Consider the following 25,573-nt stretch of genomic DNA (forward strand, 5'->3'; position numbering starts at 1 on the left):
GTGAAGGGCCATAACCAATTGAACAAAGAGTTTAACCAGAGAGTTTACTTATGTCTGACCTAATCCAAAACGTGAAAGCATCTTTTGAGCAAGTCCTTGGTTACCAAGCGACCCATATTATCCAAGCGCCTGGTCGTGTGAACCTGATCGGCGAGCACACCGACTACAACGATGGTTTTGTTCTACCGTGTGCCATTAACTATCAAACGGTAGTCGCAGCGGCTAAACGTGACGACAACATTGTACGCGTAGTATCAGTGGACTACGGTAATGCAGTCGATGAGTTCGATTTAACTCAAGAGATCACATTCCAACAAGACAAGATGTGGGCTAACTACATTCGTGGTGTGGTGAAGTGCTTAAAAGGTCGCGGCTTTGAATTTACAGGTGCAGACATCTCTGTAACGGGTAACGTGCCTCAAGGTGCAGGTTTAAGTTCTTCTGCGGCACTGGAAGTGGTGATTGGTCAAACATTCAAGGTGCTTTATAACCTAGAGATCAGCCAAGCCGAAGTGGCGCTAAATGGTCAGCAGGCCGAAAACGAATTTGTGGGCTGTAACTGCGGCATCATGGACCAAATGATCTCTGCAGAAGGTCGTGCAAACCACGCGATGCTTTTGGATTGTCGTAGCTTAGAAACTCAAGCGGTTTCAATGCCAGAAGATATGGCTGTGGTTATCATCAACTCAAACAAGAAACGCGGCTTAGTCGACAGCGAATACAACACACGTCGTGAACAGTGTGAAGAAGCGGCGCGCATCTTTGGTGTTCCGGCACTTCGTGATGTGACCATTGAGCAGTTCAAAGCGAAAGAGTCTGAGTTAGATGAAATGGTCGCGAAACGTGCTCGTCACGTGATTACTGAAAATGACCGTACTGTTGAAGCGGCTCAAGCTCTGCGCACTCATGATATGAAACGCATGGGTGAGTTGATGGCTGAATCGCATGCATCAATGCGTGATGATTTTGAAATCACGGTGAAAGAAATCGATACGCTGGTTGATATGGTCAAAGAAGTGATCGGTGAGCAAGGTGGCGTGCGTATGACTGGCGGTGGTTTCGGTGGTTGTATTGTGGCATTGGTTCCACCTGCATTGGTTGATGAAATCAAAACAACCGTTGAGCAGAAATATCAAGCGGCGACGGGTCTAAAAGAATCTATTTATGTGTGCCAAGCGAAAGACGGAGCAGGCTTAGTTGAAGTAATCTAACGGCTTCGAGATTTAATATAGAGCTTACCAAGTAAAAAGATCATGGTAGGCCAAATGCTAAAGCCTTTACTTCAGGTAGAGGCTTTTTACTGGCACTAGAAGGAATTTAGAATGACACAAGAGCAAAACCTGCATCAATCCATGACGCAGACTCCTGCCTATGATGGCCAACCCGCTCAGTTAGTGACGCTATCAAATACGCATGGCATGCAAGTGACATTCATGGATATTGGTGCAACATGGTTGAGCTGTATCCTGCCAGTAAAGGGAAACAAAAGAGAAGTGTTGTTGGGTGTTAACTCAATGGAGAACTTCGATAAACAAGCCAGCTATATGGGCACAACCGTTGGCCGTTATGCTAACCGCATTGCTAATGGTCGTTTCAAAATTGATGGTCAGAATTACAAGCTGGAAACCAACCAAGCGGGCAATACCTTACATGGTGGCCCGAACGGATTTGATAAACGCCGTTGGAATATTGCCGAGCAAACCGAAACGTCAGTGGTGTTCAGTCTAGAGTCTGCTGATGGCGACCAAGGATTCCCGGGGAATTTGAATGTGTCGGTACGTTATGACATCACCGAAGACAATCGAGTGTCCATTAATTACTCTGCAACCACAGACAAGCCGACTGTAGTCAACCTAACGAATCATGCGTACTTCAATCTACTTGGCGCTGAAGCTGGACACGATTGTTTGTCACACATTGTCAGTATCAATGCTAATCAGTTCTTACCGACCAATTCGGTGGGTATTCCGTTAGGTAACCTTAAATCAGTGAAATCGACCAGCTTTGACTTCAATCAGCCTATGATGATCTCAGAGCGTTTGTTGGGCGATGAACAGCAGAAAGCAGCAAAGGGTTACGACCACTCTTTCTTATTGGCTGATGGCTGCAAACGCACTCAATGCGCCGCGACCGTAACCTCACCGGATGCGCTCGTCACACTAAAAGTATTTTCAACCAAACCTGCGATGCAGCTATACACCGGAAACTGGCTTGGTGGCACACCAAACCGAAGTGGTGGCAGCTATGAAGACTACGCTGGTTTGGCGCTAGAAACCCAGTTCTTACCTGACTCTCCTAACCACCCAGAGTGGAAGCAGGACAGTTGTATTCTCAAGCCTGAACAAGAATATAACTACAGTACCTGTTACCAGTTTGAATTTTCGGGGGATTCTTCAAACTAGTACGCTCTAGCTCAAAGCGGTTACGTCAATATCTTTTGTTTGTGAATAGGACGATGTGAATTATCGCGTTGTTCTTGGGGGATGAGCAAAAGTGGCGCTCAACAAGAGTGCGGTTTATTAAGCGCGATTGTTGAGTATCTGAGTAAGGTAGGAAAGCCCTAACAGAAGCGATTCTGTTAGGGCTTTTTTTTGTTTATTGCTTGATGAGTCGACCAGAACCTAGACTTTCTCTACCGAATTACGGCGTACCAGAGTTGGAGAGAACATCATTGGTTCAGTTGAGGTGTTTTCACCTTTGGCTAAGTGCAACGCGAGTCGTGTCGCTTTCTCTGCCATCATCTGAATCGGGTAGCGAATAGTGGTGAGCTTTGGATGAACATAGCGGGCAATCAAACCATCATCGAAACCGATGATCGACATTTTGTCTGGCGCTTGAATACCGTTTTCATCAAGGACAGACAAAGCACCAGCTGCCATGTAATCGTTGTACGCCACAATGCCTGTGATCGGCAGAGACTTGGTTAATAGGTTAGTCATGGCGTATTCACCCCCTTCACTGGTCGGCGCTGAGTACTCAATATAGCTGTCAGATAACGCTATTTTGTAATCCGAGAGTGCTGACAAGTAACCTTGTACACGCTCATCGGCATCTTCAATGCTATGCGATGAGGCGATACAGGCAATGTTCTTATGGCCATGGCGGATCAGATATTCCGTCGCAAGATACGCACCTTTTTTGTTGTCTAAGAAAATACAGTGGTTGGCAATCTCAGCAATATAACGGTTGATCAGTACTAAGCCTTTGACCTCTTTTGCATAGGCAATCAGTTCTTCGTCGGTGAGGCCTTTAGAGTGGATCACCAGGGCGTCACAACGGCTGTTAATCAGCAATTCAATCGCTTGTCTCTCTTCTTCACGATCGTGCGAGCCATTACCGACAAGGATATGTTTTCCGTTCTCACGAGCGACATTGTCGACAGCCTTAACCAGCGTGCCAAAAAAGGGATCGGAGATGTCACCGACCAATACACCAACAGTGTTCGTGCTTTGGCTTACCAGCGCTCGAGCATTGGCATTCGGTCGATAGCCAAGTTTAGACATCGCTTTAGTTACAGACTCTACCGAGCTTGCACTCGCCTTGGGAGACTTGTTGATCACTCGAGATACGGTTGCAACAGAAACACCAGCTTCCTTTGCTACATCTTTAATTGTTGCCATTTTTAACCTCTATACATTGCTTCATCTATTTAACACCGACAATGATAGTAAGGCAACGAAACTCTCATTTTACTTCCAGTAATGAGATCTTTACCGCTTGTAATTATTAGGCTTAATGCTAGTGTAAACATTTACATTTTACTTAATTTTAGTAAATGATTTAATGAGTGAAAATAAACCAATATAGGAAGTGAGAAATGGATACTGTCTCTTATGGTGACTTTGCTAAGTTAGAAATGCGTGTGGGTAAGATCATTGAGGTTGTGCGTCATGAAAACGCCGACAAGCTTTACATAGTGCAAGTGGATGTTGGTGACAAGACACTGCAAACGGTGACCAGCCTAGTCCCTTACTACACAGAAGAAGAGTTGATGGGTAAGCAGGTTGTTGTTTTGTGCAATCTAGCGAAGGCGAAGATGAGAGGCCACACTTCTGAGTGCATGTTGCTTTGTGCAGAAACGGAAGATGAATCTGAAAGTGTATTGCTAACACCTGAACGTGCGATGCCAGCAGGTATTCGTGTCGTTTAAGCTCACTTTAGGTTGGTGAGTCAATGTGTTCACCAACCTAAATCAACTAGCTGCGTACAGTTAGTATCAAGCCATCAATCACACTGTGATGGTGATCGGAAACCCCAGCAAGGTTGCCGTATTTAGGCTGGTGGCGATCATTTTCTAATGGGTGATGCCAACCTTGTGTGTGTTGAACAAAGTGCGCCGCAAAGCTTTCAGACACTTCTAAACATCCTGCTAATACCGTATCGACATAGGTTTGAACGATAGGGCTGTTTTCGCAAGGTGCTTGAATCTCGTCTTTGATGTAAACCCAGATCGATTGATCCTGTTTAAACTCATTTTGGCTTTCTATCTGAGAGGCCTTTAATTCGATTCGGTGATAACCACGCTCACGGCGATCAAACTCAGTCAGCGCAATATCATCCACTTCAAGTAAAACTCCATTCACTTGTCCCTCACCGAGATTTACGATCAAAGGTGACAACACATAGCTGTCATCGATCTTACTCCAGTGACGAACTAGGCCATGCACTATCGCAGGAATCGCTTGTCCTGTTTGACCTGTGAGTTGACGAGAAGAGGAGTTGATCAAGCTACCATAACCAAAAATATACATCGCGTTCCCTGTCTGTTCTTTTGTATTTGAGACTAGTCTTACTATATGTTTGGCTTCATCAAATGTCAGTAGTTTTTTATTTTACACACTCATGAGTCTAAATGACTTTTGTGGGGTGTGTTTTATTGACACTTTTTTGAAGCCTAAAGACTCCTTGTTGCTTGTTTTTATTGGCTTTATATCTTTGGCGCGTTTCATGCATTACGTTAGGAAATATTGCAGTGATGATTACTGCATCATGAATTTGACTATGAAATAGCAATTCCCAGAAGCCACTCTTGGCTTGTTATCTGAAATGAGGAACGAGTTTGTTAAATATCACAGATAAAAGTGTAGAAGATGCGATTCCTGCATATCTTCGATTAGGTTTTAGACCTTTCTTCTTTTTAGGCAGTCTCCATGCTGTGATCGCGATTGTAGCTTGGGTCATCATGTTCCAAAACGGCCAGCCAGAAATGCTAAAAGTACCGGCGCTTTGGTGGCACGTACATGAAATGCTGTTTGGCTTTGCCATGGCGATTGTGGTCGGTTTTGTGTTAACTGCGGTGCAAACGTGGACGGGCGTCAATGGAACCAAACACTATCGATTAGCTGGACTGGTTGGTTTGTGGTTGGCACCTCGTATTCTGTTTTGGACCCCCGCACCGTTATGGCTGATCTCATCTGTTGAGGCGTTGTTCTTAATCTTCGCCGCTTACGAAATTGGTTTCCGAGTTGTTAAATCGAAAGGCTGGAAGAATCTATTCTTTGTGCCGCTGTTTATATTGGCTATCGTGGCGAACTTTGCTAGTTACGCAACCATTAAGGGGATGCCTCCATTCCCGTCGTCTGCGGTATGGCACGCAATGTTATGGTGGTTTACCTTGCTGCTATCAGTGATGGGTGGGCGAGTTATTCCATTCTTCACTGCGCGTCGCTTTGATTTTGAAAAAGCACAACCACTAGTTTGGTTAGAATGGTTAGCGAATCTACCTTTGGTTGGCTTATTTGTATTGAGCTTCTTCCCATTGACCTTTGCTCAAGTCGGCAATGAGTTGATTGTATTTGCAGGTGTGACTCAGTTGGTGCGCTTTATCCGCTGGAAGCCTTGGACTACGTTATCTGAGCCCTTGGTGTGGTCGCTGCATGCGGCTTACCTATGCATCCCTTTAAGCTTGCTGCTACGAGGTTTATTAGACAACCCGTTCGCAAGCCACAACATGCTGCACTTGTTTGCGATTGGCGGTTTGAGTGGATTAATTCTTGCGATGATTACGCGCGTGACAATGGGGCACACGGGTCGTGCAATCTATAAAGGGCCAAGTATGGCGTTAGCGTTCTCGGCTATTTTTATCGCGGCTTTGGTTCGCAGCGTAGGTGTGACTTTCTTCCCTGCGTATTTATTTGAGATGGTGAACATCAGCGCGGGTTTATGGACGTTAGCGTTCGGTCTATTTATCTGGAAATTTGGGATGATGCTGTTAACGCCAAGAGTGGATGGTCACCCGGGCTAAGCCAATTAGTTATCTATTGATATAGATAGGGAAGCTCAGAGCTTCCCTTTTTGATCTTGATAACTCATTAAGTACTCGCAGCAAGGTATTGGCGTACCTGTGTGATGAGATCTTCCTTGGCGTGAGGCGAGATAAAACTGGCTTCGATGGCATTAATACTGAACTGCGCCAATTCGTTTTTGGTCACTGGGTGAGCATTGGCGACGGCGAGGAAGTTATCATTCATATAGCCGCCGAAGTAAGCCGGATCATCGGAATTGATGGTGACGCACAGCCCTTTTCTCAGCAACTCGACGATGTTGTGCTCTTGCATGGTCTCAAACACCTTGAGCTTGGTATTCGACAGCGGGCAGACGGTCAGTGGTGTACGTTTTGCTATTAGCTGTTCCATCAACTCTTCATCTTCTACACAGCGAACGCCATGATCAATTCGGGTAATGCCTAGCAAGCTCAGTGCGTCGCTAATATTTTGTGCTGGGCCTTCTTCTCCGGCGTGCGCGACAGTCAGAAAGCCTTGGTTGATCGCTTCTTGGAATACATGTTTAAACTTCTCTGGTGGATTGCCCTGTTCTGATGAATCTAACCCAACGGCAATGATCTTATCTTTATAAGGAAGGGCTTGTTTGAGTGTTTCAAAAGCGCTGTCTTCATCGAGGTGACGCAGAAAACACATGATCAGTTGACTGCTGATACCAAGCTCTTGCTCCGCTTGATTCAAAGCTCGAGTGATCCCGCTTACGATGACTTCAAAGGCAATGCCGCGTTCAGTGTGAGTTTGAGGGTCAAAAAAGATCTCAGTATGAACCACATTATCTTGCTGGCACTGGAGTAGATAAGCCCACGTCAGGTCGTAGAAATCCTGTTCATGAATCAGTACGTTAGCACCTTGATAATAGATATCGAGAAAGGATTGAAGATTGTGGAACTGGTACGCGTCTCGAACTTGGTCAGGGGTCTCAAAGGGAATCAAAACGTCATTACGCTTGGCGAGTTGGAACATCAGCTCTGGTTCTAGTGTGCCTTCTATATGTAAGTGCAGCTCAACTTTAGGTAAATTTTTGATGAAGCTATCCATAGCAACTCCTTAGCTATTTTAATTATGAGCGGAGTAGGTGAGACAGTAGAGTCTATAAACCTGAGCAAGCAGGTATCTCTTTCATTTATCTCTGTTTGAGCATAGTTCATTTCATTGTTGTCGATAAAATAGGACAGAAGGTTGATGGTGAACCGAGAGTTATGAACCTATTGAAATCAGTCGCAAACGATTTGCAGCATTGGAGTGTGATCCGCTGCAAATATTTGCAGCAATATTCATTGATTTGTGCTCTAATACCGCGCTTACCAAGGGATGGTGTTAAAAGATGCTCACTTAGATGGAGTTATCAAAGTTGACCGATCCCTTAATGATCTCCCTTAGGAAAAAATAGAACATGTCTAAGAACAAAAAATTTGATATCCGCCTTACAGAAAAACGCAACGGTTGGTGTGCAGAGATTACTCGTCAAGTAACGTCTCGCAGCACTACAGTATCTAAGCGTGAGTCTGGTTTCGAAACTGAAGCTCTAGCACAAGAGTGGGCAGAGAAAGAGCTAGCATCTTTCATCGCTAACCAAGCTGAACGTAACGAGCGTAAATCAGAGCAGCGTAAAGAGCGTGACGAACTACGTCACACTAAAGAGCTTAAAGCTGAGCAAGCACGTGAAGCGCGCGCTAAAGCTCGTGCAGAAGAGCAAGATGACGCTGAGTAATTCAGTGCATGACTAATTTATAGATCCCTTAATTTTAAGATAAGGGATTTGTGAAAAAAAAGCCCCGATACAACTTTTTTCTTTATAGTTAAAAGTGTATTGGGGCTTTTTGGTTTGTGGAGTTCTGTTTTATTGTGTTTAAGAGCTCGGTTTGGCTTCTCGCTTTTAACGTCGAGCTCTTAAACTGTTAAGCATTGTCTGATCAGTTATTCAGTGCAGTTAGCCAATCGTCTTCTGCCACTTCTTCAATGTAGCTTTCTACTGATTGTCCTACTTCTTCATCGTCTTGTTTGAAGTAAGCAATGTGGAATACTGCATCACCTTCGTTGACAAGAGGCAGCGTTTGCTGGCCAATCACAATACCACCTTTGGTTGTGATCACTTGGCCTTCTTCGTGGCCCAAAGGAGAGCTGATGTAAGCTAGAGTTTGCCCAGCCTCAACTTGCTCACCAAGTCTTACCATATTACGCAAGATGCCGTCTGATTCAGCGCGGATCCAGCTGGTGGATTTGCTCAATACTGGCTCTGGCAACTTCTTACGGTTAGGGCGCAACATGCCTATTTCTTTCATCACTTGATGAACGCCTAGATAGCCTGCACGAATCGCTAAAGGATCAAAACGCAGCGCTTCACCACCTTCATAAGTCAGTACCGGGATGCCCAGTTTTTCAGCTTCGCTACGCAGTGAACCATCACGCAAAGGTGAATCAATGATTACTGGCGTTGCGAACGCTTTCGCAATTCGTAATGTTTCTGGATTTGATAGGTTTGCACGAATCTGTGGCAGGTTAGTACGGTGAATAGCACCTGTATGTAGATCCAAAATGTAATCACAGTGCTTCGCTACGTTTTCGAAGAAGGTGTAAGCGATGCGTGATGTCAATGAGCCTTTCTCACTACCTGGGAAGCAACGGTTTAGGTCGCGACGGTCTGGTAAGTAACGAGATTTATGAATGAAGCCAAATACGTTTACGATCGGCACAACAATTAATGTACCTTTCAGTTTATTAGGTTCTATTGCGTTAGTTAACTGTCGTGCAATCTCAACACCGTTTAGCTCATCACCGTGAATAGCAGCGTTTACCATTAGTGTTGGGCCTGCTTGGCGACCGTGGATGATCTCAATCGGGATCGAAAGTGGAGAGTGCGTGTAAAGCTGAGCTGCCTGTAGTTCAATCTCTTTTCGTTGTCCTGGCTGAACAGTATAACCAAGTAATTCGAATGGTTGATTAGGTTTTAGTCTTGCCATTTAGGTTGTTCTCAACATGGTGATAATTCGTTAACACGGAATGTAGCAATCGTTGATTTTTAGTACGAATCAATCGCTTTACGGTGACGACAAAAGTTTTTTATGAAGGGGCTTCTGAATTGGTTTCAGTTTTTTATCTGGCTAATTGAAGGGTGTTTAAAATTTTGAATTTTCTGACAATACATTAACTTAGAGCTGATATTTGTCATTCAGTTCGTTGGTATTATCCACCGCCATTTTTTGGCGGCCAAATTCAAATATTGAGATCAAAATGAAAAAAACAATTTCAAAAGTTGTAGCACTAGCGGTGGTATCTGTTGCTTTATCTGGCTGTGTTGGTAGCAACGCAGTAACGGGTTACCTAATGAAGTTCAACATCAAGGCTGTTGATAACCGTTACGCTCGTGGTGGTTTGAACATGCTACTTGCACCTGCATACGGTCTAACAGTTGCTGCCGATTACCTAGTATTCAACTCACTAGAGTTCTGGACTGGTAGCAACCCACTAACAGGTGCTCCGCACATCTTTGATACTAAGACTGATACTTACCTAGACATCAACCACCAACTTGATCCGTCTCTAACGGAAGCGCCAGTGGGTCCTATCACGAGTGCAGATGTGATCGAAAAAGGTCAAATGCAGCAGATTGATGAAAACACGATCCAAATGGACATTACTTACCAGTCTGGTGAGCGTGCGACGTTAATCGGTGTTCGTGATGGCGAGATGGTGACGTACTTCATCGATGGCGAAGTTGTGGCACAAACTTCAATTGATGAGCTAGAAAGCTACGCGGCTTCACGCGCTTAATTGTTTATTTAGTCACAAGTAGTAGCTACAAAGATTAGATACAAAAACAGGTACTCATTGAGTACCTGTTTTATTTTGTCTCAGATAAACGGTGTTTACTGTAAAACACCATTTACTGAACAAACATAGCTTATCGAATTAAGCTTTTTCTGGGATCGCTTCAAGCAATGCAACCATTTGGTTCCAGAATAGCTCAACGGTGTCGATCTTCACTTTCTCATCAGGAGAGTGCGGAAACTTGATGGTTGGGCCGAAAGAAACCATATCCATGTTCGGGTAAGGTTCTTTGAATAGACCACACTCAAGACCAGCATGTATAACCATGATGTTTGGCTTGTGACCGTAGATACCTTCGTACATGTCACGGAAGATATGCATGATTTCTGAATCTGCGTCTGGTTTCCAACCTGGGTAAGCACCAGAGAACGCGATGTTAGCGCCTGCTAGTTCAGCAACAGAGTGAAGCATGCTTTCTACTTGGCTACGACCTGAATCGATAAGAGAGCGGATCAGGCAAAGTACTGTGATTGAGTTCTCTTCTGTTGTGATAACACCTACGTTTAGAGACGTTTCCACAACACCTTCAATCTCGTCACTCATACGAATCACGCCGTTTGGACATGCGTTAAGTGCCGCGATAAAGCGAGCTTGGTCAGCTGCTGCAAGAGCGCCCATTTCAACCGAAGCTTCTTCGTTGAAAGTAACAATGCTGTCTTCTACTTTACCTAGCTCAGTTGAAAGAAGCTCTGTGTAGTAGTTGTATAGAGAAGCCAGTTTCTCTTGGTTTGCAGCAGGTACTGCAACCGTTACGAAACCTTCACGAGGGATCGCATTACGTAGGCTACCGCCTTTGAATTCGACGATGCGTAGGTCTAGCTCTTTCGCGTGACCCGCTAGGAAGCGAGCAAGCAGTTTGTTTGCGTTTGCACGGCCTGTGTGGATATCACAACCAGAGTGACCGCCTTTAAGGCCTTTCAACGTTAGCTTGCGTGTTACGAAATCAGCAGGAATTGCATTACGTGCAACTTCAAATGTCATTGCGCCGTCGATACCGCCAGCACAACCCATGTACACTTCGCCTTCTTGCTCTGAATCGGTGTTAAGAAGGATATCGCCTTCTAACCAACCCGCTTCAAGACCGAAAGCACCAGTCATGCCTGCTTCTTCATCTACTGTTAGTAGAACTTCGATAGGGCCGTGCTGGATTTCGTTTGAAGCAAGAACCGCTAGGCAAGAAGCCATGCCCATGCCGTTATCAGCGCCAAGCGTTGTCCCTTTTGCTGTAACCCACTCACCATCGATGTATGGTTGGATTGGATCTTTAGCGAAGTCATGAACGGTGTCTTCGTTCTTTTGTGGAACCATATCGATGTGAGCTTGTAGCACCACACCTTTTTTGTTTTCCATACCCGGCGTTGCTGGCTTCTTGATGAATACGTTGCCCGTTGGGTCACGACGTACATCTAGGCCTTGCTCTGTTGCCCAAGCAATAATGTATTGAGCAAGCTCTTGTTCATGCTTTGAAGGGTGTGGGATTGAGCAAATCTTATCGAAGAACTGCCAAATAGGGGCAGGGGATAATTTACTGATCTCAGAATGGAATTCAGACACGGATGACTCCTTTTTTATTTGATAACCATATATTTAGGGTTTTTATAGGTGAAAACTTAGAACAAAAATCTAAAATATGGGTCTGTTTTGATGGCAACAGCATACCACTAGAGTGTTTTGACGAGTAGCGGTTCTAAACCTCAAATAGCTCAAATTTTGAAAGCGATCTTGTCCATCTGATCATGATTAAGCGCTTTGATGCTTATAAATGACACGGGCAAACGTTTGTTTAATTCTTTTTTGTAATTTAATTACAAGAATAAGTTTGCAAAATAACCATAAGTAGCCAAAAGTGTGACGTATAGCAAAAAATACTTGTAATATTTTTTCTTTGGGGTATATTAATAACCAACTTCTGAGACGAAGAGTAAATGCTCAAAGGATGAGTCCGTTTTATCGCCTCCAAGGAACCGAGAAATCAAATTTGTTTTTTATTGATTTATTAAGGTGATAGTTATGAAAGGTTTACCATCTGCAATGTTCTGGCTTAACAGCTCTGTTTACACTAGCAACTTTGCATACCCTACAAGCTTTGGTTACTAATACCGTAAGCATGTAACTCGAACAGTTTTGTTCACCCCTATATATTGGAATTCTTTTACAGCCCTTTTGGTTGACAGATTCTACCGCCACTCAGTTTTGAGTGGCGTTTTTTTTGCCTGCTACTTTTCCAAACCGCTTTCGCTTGTCACTTTCCTTGCTGTTCTGCGTGGTTGTTTTTTAAACGCCGAAATATCAATTTGCGCCTTATTACTGATCCTGTTGAAAAATACATAACTATTGTGAGTTTGAATTCAGAATTTACTGGCTAGATTATCAATGAAAATAACCGATGGTAGAAAAAACAACCAACTAGTTTTAGTGAGTCTATTGTTGTTAATTGTTTGTTTTTAATGGTTATTTATCGATGATATCTTCATTTTTAATCGCTTTGTTTCATACGGCATTCTGATAAATATCGATTAGAGCCTTAATTCTATCTGGAATTTGTTATTTGATAACTTTATAATCCACAGCCAATCGATTACGCAACCGTTTACTTTTTACCCTTATAGGATTCGATAATGTTCGAAAAGCTATTCAAACTCAGTGAAAATGGCACCAATGTGCGCACTGAAATCATCGCAGGTCTAACAACCTTCCTAACAATGGCTTACATCATTTTTGTAAACCCAATGATTCTAGCTGATGCTGGTATGGACCATGGCGCTGTATTTGTAGCAACCTGTTTAGCGGCTGCTATTGGCTGTTTCATCATGGGCTTTGTTGCTAACTACCCAATTGCTCAAGCTCCAGGCATGGGTTTGAACGCATTCTTTACCTACGCTGTTGTAATGGGTATGGGTTATACGTGGCAAGTTGCTCTGGCAGCGGTTTTCGTATCAGGCGTAATCTTCATCTTCTTAAGCATCTTTAAGATCCGTGAATGGATTATCAACTCGATCCCTATGTCTCTGCGTGTTGGTATCTCTGCAGGTATCGGTCTTTTCCTAGCGTTTATTGCGCTTAGCAATGCAGGCATCGTTGTTTCTAACCCAGCAACTAAAGTTTCACTGGGCGACATTACCGCGATTGCTCCTATCCTAGGCTCACTTGGTTTCTTCCTAACGATTGCTCTTGTTCACCGTGGCGTGAAAGGGGCAGTAATGATTGCGATTCTAGCTATCACAGCTCTTGGCATTGTTATTGGTGACGTTCAATACGGCGGCATCATGTCTACACCACCAAGCCTTGCTCCTACATTCATGCAGCTTGATTTCTCTGCTGTATTTGAAATCGGTATGATTTCAGTGGTATTCGCGTTCTTGTTCGTCGATTTGTTCGATACAGCGGGTACTCTGGTTGGTGTTGCAACGAAAGCAAACCTAATCAAAGAAGACGGCAAACTACCTCGCTTGAACAAAGCACTGCTTGCTGACTCTACAGCAACATCTATTGGTGCACTGCTAGGTACATCAAATACTACTTCTTATGTTGAGAGTGTTGCGGGTGTTGCTGAAGGCGGCCGTACCGGTCTAACGGCTGTTGTTGTTGGTATCTTATTCCTACTGGCTCTTTTCTTCTCGCCACTTGCAGGTATGATTCCGGCTTACGCAACATCAGGTGCACTTTTCTATGTAGCAATTCTGATGATGTCTGGTCTAGTTGGCATTGATTGGCGTGATCTTACGGAAGCAGCACCAGTCGTGGTAACATGTCTGCTTATGCCGCTGACGTACTCTATCGCTGAGGGTATCTCACTAGGTTTCATCGCTTACGCTGCAATTAAGCTGCTAAGTGGTAAAGGTCGCGACGTTTCACCTGCTGTGTGGGTAATGTCGGCTATCTTTATTCTTAAATACATTTTCGCTTAATCGTCTAGATTTCTGCTTAATCGCTGAAGAGGCTATGTTTGAAATAGCCTCTAATAACATGACAAAATTATTAGGTTTTATACTATGAGCAACAAATTCGTTATCACTTGGGACAACATGCAGACTTACTGCCGTCAACTTGCTGAAAAGCAAATGCCAGCAGAGCAGTGGAAAGGCATCTGGGCAGTAAGCCGTGGTGGTTTGGTTCCTGGTGCAATCTTGGCTCGTGAGCTAGGTATTCGTCACGTAGATACGATTTGTATTTCTAGCTACGACCACGATCACCAACGTGATATGACAGTAGTTAAAGCACCTGAAGGTGACGGCGAAGGCTTCCTAATCGTTGAAGACTTGGTTGATAGTGGTGACACTGCACGTAAGCTTCGCGAAATGTACCCTAAAGCGAAACTGATCGCTGTATGTGCAAAACCATCTGGCGCTGATTTGCTAGACGAGTACATTGTTGATATCGCTCAAGACACATGGATTGAGCAACCTTGGGATACTAGCCTAAGCTACGTAGAGCCAGTAAATCGCAAGTCAAAATAAGCGTAAACTTAGTTTTTTGAGAAATGACCCTTTATAGGGTCATTTTTTTTTATATTATTAGTGACAACCATTTTTTATTAAGTATCCCAATGTCTGAACCAGAAGAAACGAGCTCGAACCTTTCGGAAACTTTGTTTGTAAAGCACAAGCAAGCGAAAGAGACCTCAATGTTGACACAATACATGCCAAGCTCTGAAGCGCTATTGGATGAGAAACGTGAACAGCAAAACTCATCATGGTATCGAAACCTAAGACGTCTTCAGTGGGTATGGCAAGGCGTTAATCCAATAGAGCAGGAAGCGGTATTGGCTCGCATCGCGTCATCAGATAACTCTCGTACAACCGATGAGTGGCTTGATACGGTCATGGGTTACCGAAGTGGTAACTGGGCATACGAATGGACCAAGCTGGGTATGCAGCATCAAAATCGTTCTAATGAGAAGAATGGTGAAGAGATGGCTGAAGAGCTATTTTCCGCATCGTTGTGCTTCAGTATTGCGGGTTACCCACACCTCAAGAACGACAACTTGGCAGCTCAGGCTCAAGTGTTGGCCAACGCAGCGTATTCTGAAGCGATCAAGCACACTAAGTTGATCGTCAAGCAGATTGATATTCCATACCAAAACAAGAAGATCAAAGCGAACTTGCATCTAACCAAGACAGATAAACCACAACCGGTTGTGATTGTCAGCGCGGGTCTAGATAGCTTGCAAACCGATATGTGGCGCCTGTTTAGGGATTATTTAGCACCTAAGAACATTGCTATGTTAACGGTAGACATGCCATCAATAGGGCACAGTGCACATTGGCCGTTAACAGAAGACTCATCTTGTCTTCACCAAGCAGTGCTGAATGAATTGCCTAACATCCCATGGGTTGATCACCACAAAGTCGGCTTGTTTGGTTTCCGCTTCGGTGGCAATGCGATGGTGAGATTATCTTTCCTCGAGCAACATAAGATTAAAGCGTGTATTTCTTTAGGCGCGCCAATTCACGATATCTTTGTTCATGCAGACAAACTTAAGCAGATGCCTAAAATGCATCTAGATGTGTTGGCTTCGCGCCTTGGTAAAGGGGCGGTCGATATCAATAGCCTTTCTGGGCAGTTGATGGCGTGGTCACTCAAGGTACAAGGTTTGCTGTCAAACAGTAAAACCAGTGTTCCTATCTTGGCATTGGCTCTGGAAGGCGACCCGGTTTCACCGCCAATGGATAATCAACTGGTTGCTATTTACAGTGATTACGGAAAAGCGAAGAAAATCAAAGCTAAGTCAATTACACAAGGTTATGAGCAATCCCTCGAATTGGCGATAAAGTGGCTTGAGGATGAATTATTTAGATGACATTTCTCCAAAATTAGTTAAGCATGAAAAGTGTACAAACTAAGTACCTGATACTCAGAGATAATTTATAAAACCTAATTGCGTAGTTTTTACGTATAACAATCTGAGTAACGTCATTCTTAACATTGAAAATGGAGATTCAATATGTCAGAAGTGACACAACAACCTACGCATTACCGCTTGTTGAATGTTTTAAAGGCGATTGGGCCATACTTGAGGGAACCGCAATCAGAAGAAGGTCATTATATCTTTGATTGCTTGTCTGTATGTGTGAACGATAAAAAATCACCAGAAGAACGCGAGTTTTGGGGCTGGTGGCTGGAGTTGGACAAGTCGGGAGAGGGATATTCGGCGAAGTACAATATCGGTAAATACAACATCGATGGTAACTGGGATTCTTTGCCGTTACCTAAAAAGGCGGTCGCTGAGGTCTCTCGAACTCAAGAAGCCTTCCACAAAAAACTGGTTGATGAACTTCAAAGTAAGTTTGAAATCAGTATCCAATTAGACGAAGAGTCTGTCGAATTCGTCTAATTTTAAAGGTTACTCTTCTACATAAAGCAAAAAGGTGCGATTTCGCACCTTTTCTGCTTGTGAATTCCCCTTTTGATTGCTAAAACATCACCTCTTATTTGTTTTATCCATAAAAGACTTCATGACAACAAATCATCAAAGCGGGACAACAACACAGCGTAAAACTGTCGTTGTTAAACTGGGTACCAGTGTCTTAACTGGTGGAACATTGGCATTAGACCGCGCTCATATGGTTGAGCTGGTTCGTCAATGTGCTGAATTAAAAAAACAAGGCCACTCTGTGGTTATGGTTTCGTCTGGTGCAATTGCAGCAGGACGTGAGCACCTTGGTTACCCCGCACTTCCCAACTCAATGGCGAGCAAACAGTTGCTTGCGGCAGTTGGGCAAAGTCAGTTGATTCAAGTTTGGGAGTCTTTGTTTGCTATCTATGGCCTTAAGATTGGCCAGATGCTACTGACTCGTGCTGATCTCGATGATCGCGAGCGTTTTCTTAATGCACGTGACACGATCAACGCACTGGTTGAGCACGATATTATTCCGGTAGTAAACGAAAACGACGCAGTAGCAACCAACGAAATTAAAGTGGGCGACAATGATAACTTGTCGGCCTTAGTGGGTATTTTGTGCGGTGCTGATAAGCTTTTGCTACTAACAGACCAAAAAGGCCTGTTTACGGCTGACCCTCGTACAGATCCAAATGCTGAGCTCATCAAAGAAGTGAAAACCATTGATGACACGCTGCGTAAGATCGCAGGTGGCAGCGGTACTACGTTGGGTACTGGCGGCATGGCGACAAAACTGCAGGCGGCTGACATTGCTCGTCGCGCAGGCATCGAAGTGATTATTGCTGCGGGCAGTGCTGAAAATGTGGTGTTTGATTCACTGAGTGATAACCCACAAGGCACACGTTTCTTGCCTTTAGCGGAAGCGCTTGAAAACCGTAAACGCTGGATTTTAGCGGGCCCTGCTTCAGCAGGTGACATCGTGGTTGACGACGGCGCAGTAAACGCAGTCAACACCAAAGGCAGCAGCTTGTTGGCGAAAGGGGTTGTTCGAGTTAAAGGCGAATTCTCTCGTGGTGAAGTTACCCAAGTCACAGACAGCAAAGGCAAAGTAATTGCGCGTGGTATCGCCAGTTATTCAAGCCAAGACCTAGCAAAAATTGCAGGCAAGCACAGTAAAGATATTGGCGACATCCTTGGATACGATTATGGGTCAGAAGTCATTCACCGTGACGACCTAGTTGTAATCCAAGAGTAGCTCGTGATGATAAGGTGAATCACCTTTTTGCATCCAAAGACAGACAGAATTTAGGGAGAGTTAAACGTGGATTTAACTAACATGGGTATCGCAGCAAAAGACGCTGCTTTCCACCTAGCGACCGCATCTACGGCGCAAAAGAATAAAGCATTGGCGATTATCGCTGATGAGCTAGAAGCAAACGCAACAACGATTTTAGAAGCGAACGCGAAAGACATCGAACTGGGTCGTGAAGCGGGTTTAACTGACGCACTGCTCGATCGTCTACTTCTTAACGAAGAGCGCTTAACCGGTATCGCTAACGATGTTCGTAACGTGATTAGCCTGAATGACCCAGTTGGCAGCGAAATTGACAGCAAAGTACTAGAAAACGGTATGTCACTGTCTCGCCGCCGCGTGCCACTTGGTGTGGTGGGTGTTATCTATGAAGCGCGTCCGAACGTAACCATCGATATTGCAGCTCTGTGTCTGAAGACAGGTAACGCAAGCATTCTACGTGGTGGTAAAGAGACGTTTTTCTCGAACATGGAACTGGTTAAGGTTATCCAGTCTGCATTAGAGAAAGCGGAGCTTCCAGCCGCTTCTGTTCAGTACATCGAGAAGCCTGATCGTGAACTCGTTTCTCAACTGCTTAAACTGGACGACTACGTGGATATGATCATTCCTCGTGGCGGCGCTGGTCTGCACAAGATGTGTAAAGAGAACAGCACCATCCCAGTAATCATCGGCGGCTTTGGTATCAGCCATATCTTCGTTGATGAAAGCGCTGATCTTGAGAAATCTGTCGATGTGGTCGAAAACTCAAAAGTTCAACGTCCATCGGCGTGTAACTCGTTAGATACACTGCTAGTGCATGAAGCGGTTGCTGAAGCTTTCCTAACTAAGCTGAAACAGCGTTTAGCCGGCAAGGTAACCTTAGTTGCTGATACCAGTGCAAAATCGCTGCTAGCGGGTTTTGAAGACCAACGTGATGCGGTTGAAGGCGACTTTGACACTGAATGGCTAAGCTACACGCTAGGCGTGAAAGTGGTAGCGGATGTGGCAGAAGCGATTGACCACATGCGTGTACACAACGCGAGTCATTCAGATGCGATCATGACCAATAGCTTAGAGAGCTCAGAGCGTTTCATTAACTCTGTTGGTTCTGCAGCGGTTTATGTGAATGCATCAACACGTTTCACTGATGGAGCACAGTTTGGTTTAGGTGCTGAAGTTGCCGTGTCTACTCAGAAATTGCATGCTCGCGGCCCAATGGGCTTAGAAGAGCTGACAAGCTACAAATGGGTAGGTAAAGCGAACTATTTAGTCCGCGGTTAACGCTGGTCGTTAATTTTACTCCTCAGCTCATTTTTGAAATGGCGGTCGAGTAGCAATAATCAATGAATCACCACACAAAAGGGCCTTAATTGGCCCTTTTTCTTTCCTAACGTTTGGCAATTCCGTTACACTGATATTCAATTATTTGGAGGTGATATGCATTGTCCTTTTTGTTCAGAGAACGACACTAAAGTAATCGATTCAAGACTGGTAGCCGATGGCCATCAGGTTCGTCGTCGCCGTCAATGCCTTGCATGTAGTGAACGTTTTACTACGTTCGAATCGGCAGAACTTGTGATGCCTAAAGTCATAAAGTCGAATGGAAACCGCGAACCATTTAATGAAGATAAAATGGTGGGTGGTGTACAGCGCGCCCTAGAAAAACGCCCAGTGAGTGCTGACGCGATTGAACTTGCGATCAGTACGATTAAGTCACAACTCCGTGCAACTGGTGAGCGTGAAGTACCAAGCGAGATGATTGGTAATCTTGTGATGGGCCAATTGAAAGAATTGGATAAAGTGGCGTACATTCGTTTTGCCTCTGTTTACCGCAGCTTTGAAGACATCCGAGAGTTTGGCGAAGAAATCGCTAAATTAGAGGATTAACTCCTCAATCATGTCAAACTTTACTCCCCTAGATTTTCAAATGATGTCGCGTGCTATTCAGTTAGCAAAACGCGGCATTTACACTACTGCGCCAAACCCTAATGTGGGTTGTGTCATTGTACAAACCGACGGTCAGATCGTTGGTGAAGGTTTTCATGCCAAAGCTGGCGAACCTCATGCTGAAGTACATGCCATGCGAATGGCAGGCGACAAAGCAAAAGGTGCGACGGCTTATGTCACGCTAGAGCCTTGTTCTCATTACGGTCGAACGCCGCCTTGTGCTGAAGGTTTGATTAAGGCTCAAGTAGCCAAAGTGATTTGTGCCATGCAGGACCCAAACCCAAAAGTCGCAGGTCGTGGTATCAAAATGCTACGCGATGCGGGTATTGAGGTTGAAATCGGCTTGCTAGAGCAAGACGCTCTCGACTTGAACCCTGCATTTATCAAGCGTATGCAAACTGGCATGCCATTCGTTCAGTTAAAGATGGCCGCTAGCCTTGATGGGCAAACGGCATTGGAAAATGGCCAAAGCCAGTGGATCACATCGCCAGAAGCACGTCGTGATGTTCAGAACTACCGAGCAAAATCAGGCGCTGTGTTGTCAACTAGCCAGACGGTGATTGAAGACAACGCGTCGTTGAATGTTCGTTGGGCAGAGTTGCCAAGCAGTATCAAAGGTCATTACGCTGAAGACGAGCTGCGTCAGCCGATTCGCGTGATTCTTGATCGTCAAAACCAACTGCGTCCTGAACTCAAGTTATTCCAGACTCCAACATCGGTGTTGAGAGTTGCCGAAGCATCTGCTGATATTGAAGTCGCAACCACAGATGCAGGTCAGCTCGATTTGCACGATCTGATGCGTCAATTACCTGCCAATCATATCGACCATATTTGGGTCGAAGCGGGCGCAACATTGGCAAAAAGCTTGATTGAAGAGCAGCTGGTGGATGAGCTAATCCTTTATTTAGCACCTAAACTTATGGGCAGTGACGGACGAGGTTTGATGGGTGCATTAGGGCTCACTTCAATGTCTGACGTTATTGACCTAGAAATTAAAGATGTTCGACAGGTTGGTGTGGATATTCGCATCGTTGCGAAACCCGTATTTCGAAACAGATAGTAACGAAACCACAGTGGAAATAGTTACTCCAACTACATACGTGTCATTGACAACAAAAAGAGTTTTAAAATGTTTACAGGAATTGTAGAAGCCGTAGGTACATTGAGTGCAATCACTCCCCGCGGAGAAGACATCACCGTAACGGTTAATGTTGGTAAGCTTGATATGGCTGACGTTAAGTTAGGCGACAGTATCGCTACCAATGGTGTGTGTTTGACAGTTGTTGAATATAACGACCACAGCTACAGTGCAGATCTTTCGCTTGAGACCCTGAAAAAAACGGGTTTTGTCGATTACCAAGCGGGCGATAAAGTTAACCTTGAGAAAGCAATGTTACCAACCACGCGTTTCGGTGGACATATAGTGTCTGGTCACGTTGATGGCGTGGGTGAGATTGTTGAACGTAACCAAGTTGGCCGTGCGATTGAATTCTGGGTAGAAATGCCAGCAGAAATCTCAAAATACGTGGCTCAAAAAGGCTCAGTAACAGTTGATGGCATTAGCCTGACTGTGAACGATTTACGTAAGAACGCATTCAAGCTGACTATCGTTCCTCATACTTCTTCAGAAACCACCATCGACCAATTCAATGTCGGTCGTAAAGTGAATCTAGAAGTTGATGTATTAGCACGTTACATGGAGCGTTTACTGCAAGGTCAGCAACAAGAATCTGAGCCTGAATCTCGATTAACGATGGAATTCTTACAGCAGAATGGTTTTGCCTAACCGTTGATACAAAGTGCGTTAAGCGAGACTTTGTAAAGCGAAGCAATATCATCAGGTTTAAATAGTGTCGGTTCTAGGAAGCAGAACCATTTCAAAGGATATAGAACAATGCCAATTAGTACTCCTCAAGAAATTATTGAAGACATTCGCCTAGGAAAAATGGTTATCCTGATGGATGATGAAGATCGCGAAAATGAAGGCGATCTGATCATGGCAGCAGAACATGTGACGCCAGAAGCGATTAACTTCATGGCGATGTACGGCCGTGGTTTAATTTGTCTGACGCTAACCAAAGAGCGTTCAAACCGCATGGGTCTAGCGCCTATGGTTCAAGATAACAACGCACAGTACACCACTAACTTTACTGTTTCGATTGAAGCGGCAGAGGGCGTAACAACGGGTATCTCTGCATCAGACCGTGCAGTGACGGTTCAAGCGGCAGTGGCGAAAGATGCGAAAGCGGCTGATCTTGTTCAACCTGGTCATATTTTCCCACTGACAGCGCAAGATGGCGGTGTTCTGACTCGCGCAGGACACACAGAAGCAGGTTGTGATTTAGCACGTCTTGCAGGCTGCGAGCCAGCATCGGTTATCGTTGAGATCCTTAACGACGACGGTACTATGGCTCGTCGGCCTGACCTTGAAGTGTTTGCTGAAAAACACGACATCAAGCTAGGCACGATTGCTGACTTGATTGAATACCGCAACAACACAGAAACAACGATTGAGCGTGTAGCACAATGCCATTTACCAACAGAGTTTGGTGATTTTGAGCTTGTGACTTACCGTGACACGATTGATAACCAGATCCACTACGCAATGCAAAAAGGCGACTTGTCTGTAGGTGCTCCTTTGGTACGTGTTCACCTGCATGACACGTTCACCGATCTGCTTCATTCAGACCGTGGTACTGAACGCAGCTGGTCGCTAGATAAAGCGATGAAGCGTATTGGCGACGAAGGCGGTGTGTTGGTTATTCTTGGCAACGAAGAGTCGTCTGATTCTTTGATTCACAAAGTGAAGACATTCGAAGCGCAAGACAAGAACGAGCAGCCAACTATGGCGAAGAAGCAGGGTACCTCGCGTCGTGTTGGTGTCGGTTCTCAGATTCTTCAAGATCTAGGTGTGCACGATATGCGTCTGCTTTCTTCAAGCACTAAGCGTTACCACGCATTGGGTGGTTTTGGCCTTAACGTTGTTGAGTACGTTTGCGAATAAACCATGCGTTAGCAAGCAGACGTTTCTCCGTTTGTAGCAACATAATTTACCGATGATTTCAGTGGCTCTTTTGGTGATAAATCTTGCCAAAAGAGCAAAGTAGCCAAGTCCGACTCAAAACGTGTTCAACACACAAACTTGGTTACTCGCTGTTCCTATATGCTTGGGATCAGCGCTGCATTATCATCTTTACATTGCCGGTGTCTGTTCTTCTAAATTACCATTAGATATTGCTCACAGTTTTGTGCTAGAATCCGGCGATTCTCACTTGATGAAAATAGTTAAAGGAAGGCTTATGAAAGTGATCGAGGGTGGCTTCCCAGCGCCAAATGCAAAAATTGCTATCGTTATTGCTCGTTTCAACAGTTTTATTAACGAAAGTTTACTTTCTGGTGCAATCGATACTTTAAAGCGTCATGGACAAGTAAGCGAAGACAACATCACTGTTGTTCGTTGCCCTGGTGCAGTAGAACTTCCACTTGTAGCGCAGCGCGTTGCAAAAACAGGTAAGTTCGATGCGATTGTATCTCTTGGTACAGTAATTCGTGGCGGTACACCTCACTTTGACTATGTTTGTAGTGAATGTAATAAAGGTTTGGCACAAGTGTCTCTGGAATATTCTCTTCCAGTAGCGTTTGGTGTTCTTACTGTTGATACGATCGATCAAGCTATTGAACGCGCAGGAACCAAGGCTGGTAATAAGGGTGCAGAAGCAGCACTTAGCGCACTTGAGATGATCAACGTTCTTTCTGAAATCGATTCCTAATGGGGGCCAGTGTGAAACCAGCCGCACGTCGTAACGCACGTCAATTTGCTCTACAAGCAATTTATTCTTGGCAAATTACTAAAGAAAATATTGCTACCGTTGAAGAACAGTTCTTATCTGGTGGTAAGTATGATGAAGAAGAGCATCATGCTGCAGAGCCTGCTCTTGCTATGCCAGAAACAGACGTTGCATACTTCCGCGACCTACTAACTGGTGTTGCTCTTAGCCACATGGAACTTGATAGCAAGCTTCGTCCATTCGTATCTCGCCCTATGCAAGATCTGGATCTGATGGAACTAGCGCTTCTACGTTTAGCTATGTACGAGATGACTCGTCGCGAAGATGTACCATACAAAGTGGTTATCAACGAAGCTATCGAGCTTGCAAAAGTATTTGCAGCAGAAGACAGCCATAAGTTTGTTAACGGTGTGCTTGATAAAGCTGCACCGCACGTTCGTAAGAAATAAGACGTTCGTATATTGAATCTAAAGGTCAGCTTTTATGCTGGCCTTTTTTGTAACTAAATTTCTGTAATATCCATGATTACGGCGATTTTTATGAGACTAAAGATAGGGCATGTGATGTCTGGCGAATTTAACCTGATTGAAAAATATTTTGTAAATCGACAACCACAACGTAAAGACGTTCTTCTAGCTGCTGGCGATGATTGTGCTTTGGTCAAAGCGCCGGGCAATGTTGAGATAGCGATCAGCACGGACACCTTAGTGGCTGGTACCCATTTCTTAGCTGAGGCGAATCCGGCTTGGGTGGCACACAAAGCGTTGGCTTCCAATATCAGTGACCTTGCTGCAATGGGCGCGACGCCTGCTTGGGTGTCTTTTGCTTTAACCATGCCTGAAATCGATGAAGCATGGCTTGCTCCCTTCTGTCACTCCTTTTTTAAACTCGCAGACTACTTTGGTATTCAGTTAATTGGTGGCGACACAACCAAAGGTCCACTAAGCCTGACACTGACGGTACAGGGCTTTGTTCCTGAAGGACGAGCGCTGCGCAGAGATGGCGCGAAAGTGGGCGACTGGATTTACGTAACAGGTAATCTAGGTGACAGCAAAGCTGGCTTAGAAGTGTTACTTAACCCTGAGCAGAACAGAGCGAAGCCCTATGCTGCTGAGCTTGAAGAGAGACATTATGTGAGCGCCCCACGAGTGTTAGCGGGTCAGGCTCTAGTGAACCTTGCTTCATCTGCGATTGATATCTCTGATGGCGTTATTGCTGATTTAAAACATATCCTTAAGCGTTCTCAAGTTGGCGCGAGTATTGATGTAAGCACGCTGCCTATCTCTCCAGAGTTACGTCAGTTCGCTCCTGATATCACTTCAGCTCAGCAGTATGCGCTAACGAGTGGTGAAGAGTACGAACTGTGCTTTACTGTACCAGAAGAGAATAAAGGGTCGCTGGAAAGTGCTTTGTCACACACAGGTACAAAAGTCACCTGCATTGGCCAGATAAGACCTGTAGAATATTTTGAATTACACAATAATGGTGAACCACTAAGCTGGAACTTAACTGGTTACGATCACTTTAAGGTTAATTGATGACAAACCCACTTTCTCTTATTTCTCTTAAAAATCCTTGGCATTTCTTAGCAACGGGTTTTGGCAGTGGCTTATCGCCTATTATTCCCGGCACAATGGGCACGCTTGCGTCAATTCCGTTGTACCTATTGTTGGTTCAGCTACCGTTTCCTGCTTACGTTGCCGTGGTGGTGGTAAGCTGCATTATTGGTATTAAGATCTGCCAAGTAACGTCTGATGATATGGGCGTGCATGACCACGGTTCTATCGTTTGGGATGAGTTTGCGGGCTTTTGGATCACCATGAGCTTAGTGCCTATGCTGAATATCCCTGCCGATGACTGGAAATGGCTTCTGACTGGTTTTGTGCTTTTCCGCTTCTTTGACATGGTAAAACCTTGGCCGATTGGTTGGCTAGATGCGCGAATTCACGGCGGCTTGGGTATCATGATTGACGATATTGTAGCGGGTATTATGGCGGCTATTTCGTTGTATGCCGTGGCACATTTCGCAGGTTGGTTAGTGTGAGTTAACTGAAGGGCTAAGGTTTAGTTGGCGATACACCAAACTAATTAGCAGATA

General features: G+C 44.7%; 25 protein-coding genes. 20 read left to right on the forward strand and 5 right to left on the reverse strand.

The genetic code is table 11. The annotated features are described in order from the left end of the window. Positions 1-50 precede the first annotated feature (50 nt). A complete protein-coding gene (galK, locus tag AB4249_RS13835; protein ID WP_048612261.1) occupies positions 51-1,211 on the forward strand; it encodes a galactokinase in 1,161 nt (386 codons plus the stop codon). A gap of 111 nt (positions 1,212-1,322) precedes the next feature. Next, the gene (galM, locus tag AB4249_RS13840) at positions 1,323-2,402 is read left to right on the forward strand and encodes a galactose-1-epimerase (protein ID WP_248366597.1); all 1,080 of its coding nucleotides are present in this window, start codon (positions 1,323-1,325) and stop codon (positions 2,400-2,402) included. A gap of 219 nt (positions 2,403-2,621) precedes the next feature. Here the strand turns inward: galM and AB4249_RS13845 are convergent, their stop codons facing one another. After that, positions 2,622-3,620, reverse strand: coding sequence for a substrate-binding domain-containing protein (locus AB4249_RS13845; protein ID WP_372099648.1), 999 nt, complete (start codon positions 3,618-3,620; stop codon positions 2,622-2,624). 197 nt (positions 3,621-3,817) lie between these two features. On the opposite strand from AB4249_RS13845, the gene AB4249_RS13850 reads away from it, so the two are divergent. Beyond that, complete coding sequence (locus tag AB4249_RS13850; RefSeq protein ID WP_017060796.1) at positions 3,818-4,150, forward strand: tRNA-binding protein; 333 nt, start codon at positions 3,818-3,820, stop codon at positions 4,148-4,150. Positions 4,151-4,196: 46 nt separating this feature from the next. Here the strand turns inward: AB4249_RS13850 and AB4249_RS13855 are convergent, their stop codons facing one another. Beyond that, complete coding sequence (locus tag AB4249_RS13855; protein WP_004734419.1) at positions 4,197-4,751, reverse strand: gamma-glutamylcyclotransferase family protein; 555 nt, start codon at positions 4,749-4,751, stop codon at positions 4,197-4,199. Positions 4,752-5,059: 308 nt separating this feature from the next. On the opposite strand from AB4249_RS13855, the gene AB4249_RS13860 reads away from it, so the two are divergent. Continuing rightward, positions 5,060-6,244: an NnrS family protein gene (locus AB4249_RS13860; protein ID WP_372099651.1), complete on the forward strand. Its 1,185-nt coding sequence runs from the start codon at positions 5,060-5,062 to the stop codon at positions 6,242-6,244. A 67-nt stretch (positions 6,245-6,311) separates the two neighbouring features. Here AB4249_RS13860 and AB4249_RS13865 read toward each other — a convergent pair whose 3' ends face one another. Then, positions 6,312-7,319 carry an adenosine deaminase gene (locus tag AB4249_RS13865; protein WP_372103624.1) on the reverse strand — a complete coding sequence of 336 codons (1,008 nt, stop codon included), beginning with the start codon at positions 7,317-7,319 and terminating at the stop codon, positions 6,312-6,314. Positions 7,320-7,674: 355 nt separating this feature from the next. On the opposite strand from AB4249_RS13865, the gene AB4249_RS13870 reads away from it, so the two are divergent. Next, positions 7,675-7,992 carry a DUF3622 domain-containing protein gene (locus tag AB4249_RS13870; RefSeq protein ID WP_372103627.1) on the forward strand — a complete coding sequence of 106 codons (318 nt, stop codon included), beginning with the start codon at positions 7,675-7,677 and terminating at the stop codon, positions 7,990-7,992. Between the two features lie 202 nt (positions 7,993-8,194). Here AB4249_RS13870 and AB4249_RS13875 read toward each other — a convergent pair whose 3' ends face one another. Beyond that, entirely contained in the window at positions 8,195-9,241 is a 1,047-nt protein-coding gene (locus tag AB4249_RS13875) for a succinylglutamate desuccinylase/aspartoacylase family protein (RefSeq protein ID WP_372057906.1), read from the reverse strand. 271 nt (positions 9,242-9,512) lie between these two features. On the opposite strand from AB4249_RS13875, the gene AB4249_RS13880 reads away from it, so the two are divergent. Continuing rightward, positions 9,513-10,052, forward strand: coding sequence for a DUF3332 family protein (locus AB4249_RS13880; RefSeq protein WP_048605541.1), 540 nt, complete (start codon positions 9,513-9,515; stop codon positions 10,050-10,052). A 138-nt stretch (positions 10,053-10,190) separates the two neighbouring features. Here AB4249_RS13880 and AB4249_RS13885 read toward each other — a convergent pair whose 3' ends face one another. Further along, on the reverse strand, positions 10,191-11,663 hold the full coding sequence (locus tag AB4249_RS13885; RefSeq protein WP_229647671.1) for an aminoacyl-histidine dipeptidase: 1,473 nt from the start codon (positions 11,661-11,663) through the stop codon (positions 10,191-10,193). A gap of 1,064 nt (positions 11,664-12,727) precedes the next feature. Between AB4249_RS13885 and AB4249_RS13890 the strand changes: the two genes are divergently transcribed. From AB4249_RS13890 to pgpA, 14 genes are all read left to right on the forward strand, one after another. After that, positions 12,728-14,017, forward strand: coding sequence for an NCS2 family permease (locus AB4249_RS13890; RefSeq protein ID WP_017060789.1), 1,290 nt, complete (start codon positions 12,728-12,730; stop codon positions 14,015-14,017). Positions 14,018-14,101: 84 nt separating this feature from the next. Further along, the gene (tet(34), locus tag AB4249_RS13895; RefSeq protein WP_009847475.1) at positions 14,102-14,566 is read left to right on the forward strand and encodes an oxytetracycline resistance phosphoribosyltransferase domain-containing protein Tet(34); all 465 of its coding nucleotides are present in this window, start codon (positions 14,102-14,104) and stop codon (positions 14,564-14,566) included. A gap of 89 nt (positions 14,567-14,655) precedes the next feature. Continuing rightward, on the forward strand, positions 14,656-15,909 hold the full coding sequence (gene frsA / locus AB4249_RS13900) for an esterase FrsA (RefSeq protein WP_017060788.1): 1,254 nt from the start codon (positions 14,656-14,658) through the stop codon (positions 15,907-15,909). Between the two features lie 144 nt (positions 15,910-16,053). After that, positions 16,054-16,443 (forward strand): sigma factor-binding protein Crl, encoded by a 390-nt coding sequence (gene crl / locus AB4249_RS13905; RefSeq protein ID WP_108019906.1) that lies wholly within the window; start codon positions 16,054-16,056, stop codon positions 16,441-16,443. 76 nt (positions 16,444-16,519) lie between these two features. After that, a complete protein-coding gene (gene proB, locus AB4249_RS13910; RefSeq protein WP_372103630.1) occupies positions 16,520-17,704 on the forward strand; it encodes a glutamate 5-kinase in 1,185 nt (394 codons plus the stop codon). Between the two features lie 66 nt (positions 17,705-17,770). After that, positions 17,771-19,021: a glutamate-5-semialdehyde dehydrogenase gene (locus AB4249_RS13915; protein ID WP_017060786.1), complete on the forward strand. Its 1,251-nt coding sequence runs from the start codon at positions 17,771-17,773 to the stop codon at positions 19,019-19,021. A gap of 156 nt (positions 19,022-19,177) precedes the next feature. Beyond that, on the forward strand, positions 19,178-19,627 hold the full coding sequence (gene nrdR, locus AB4249_RS13920) for a transcriptional regulator NrdR (RefSeq protein ID WP_004734394.1): 450 nt from the start codon (positions 19,178-19,180) through the stop codon (positions 19,625-19,627). Positions 19,628-19,667: 40 nt separating this feature from the next. Further along, entirely contained in the window at positions 19,668-20,747 is a 1,080-nt protein-coding gene (gene ribD, locus AB4249_RS13925; protein ID WP_017060785.1) for a bifunctional diaminohydroxyphosphoribosylaminopyrimidine deaminase/5-amino-6-(5-phosphoribosylamino)uracil reductase RibD, read from the forward strand. Between the two features lie 69 nt (positions 20,748-20,816). After that, the gene (locus AB4249_RS13930) at positions 20,817-21,473 is read left to right on the forward strand and encodes a riboflavin synthase (RefSeq protein WP_010436361.1); all 657 of its coding nucleotides are present in this window, start codon (positions 20,817-20,819) and stop codon (positions 21,471-21,473) included. A 108-nt stretch (positions 21,474-21,581) separates the two neighbouring features. After that, entirely contained in the window at positions 21,582-22,691 is a 1,110-nt protein-coding gene (ribBA, locus tag AB4249_RS13935) for a bifunctional 3,4-dihydroxy-2-butanone-4-phosphate synthase/GTP cyclohydrolase II (protein ID WP_017080063.1), read from the forward strand. A gap of 295 nt (positions 22,692-22,986) precedes the next feature. Beyond that, a complete protein-coding gene (gene ribE / locus AB4249_RS13940) occupies positions 22,987-23,457 on the forward strand; it encodes a 6,7-dimethyl-8-ribityllumazine synthase (RefSeq protein ID WP_004741508.1) in 471 nt (156 codons plus the stop codon). Next, the gene (gene nusB / locus AB4249_RS13945) at positions 23,457-23,924 is read left to right on the forward strand and encodes a transcription antitermination factor NusB (protein ID WP_004734399.1); all 468 of its coding nucleotides are present in this window, start codon (positions 23,457-23,459) and stop codon (positions 23,922-23,924) included. Before ribE ends, nusB begins: the two co-directional genes overlap by 1 nt. 114 nt (positions 23,925-24,038) lie before the next feature. Beyond that, entirely contained in the window at positions 24,039-25,013 is a 975-nt protein-coding gene (gene thiL, locus AB4249_RS13950) for a thiamine-phosphate kinase (RefSeq protein ID WP_372103641.1), read from the forward strand. Then, a complete protein-coding gene (gene pgpA, locus AB4249_RS13955; RefSeq protein WP_017060782.1) occupies positions 25,013-25,519 on the forward strand; it encodes a phosphatidylglycerophosphatase A in 507 nt (168 codons plus the stop codon). The genes thiL and pgpA overlap by 1 nt, the downstream gene beginning before the upstream one ends. Positions 25,520-25,573 lie beyond the last annotated feature (54 nt).

It is taken from the genome of Vibrio sp. 10N.261.55.F4 (assembly GCF_041470465.1).
In the GTDB taxonomy this organism is placed as follows: domain Bacteria; phylum Pseudomonadota; class Gammaproteobacteria; order Enterobacterales; family Vibrionaceae; genus Vibrio; species Vibrio crassostreae_C.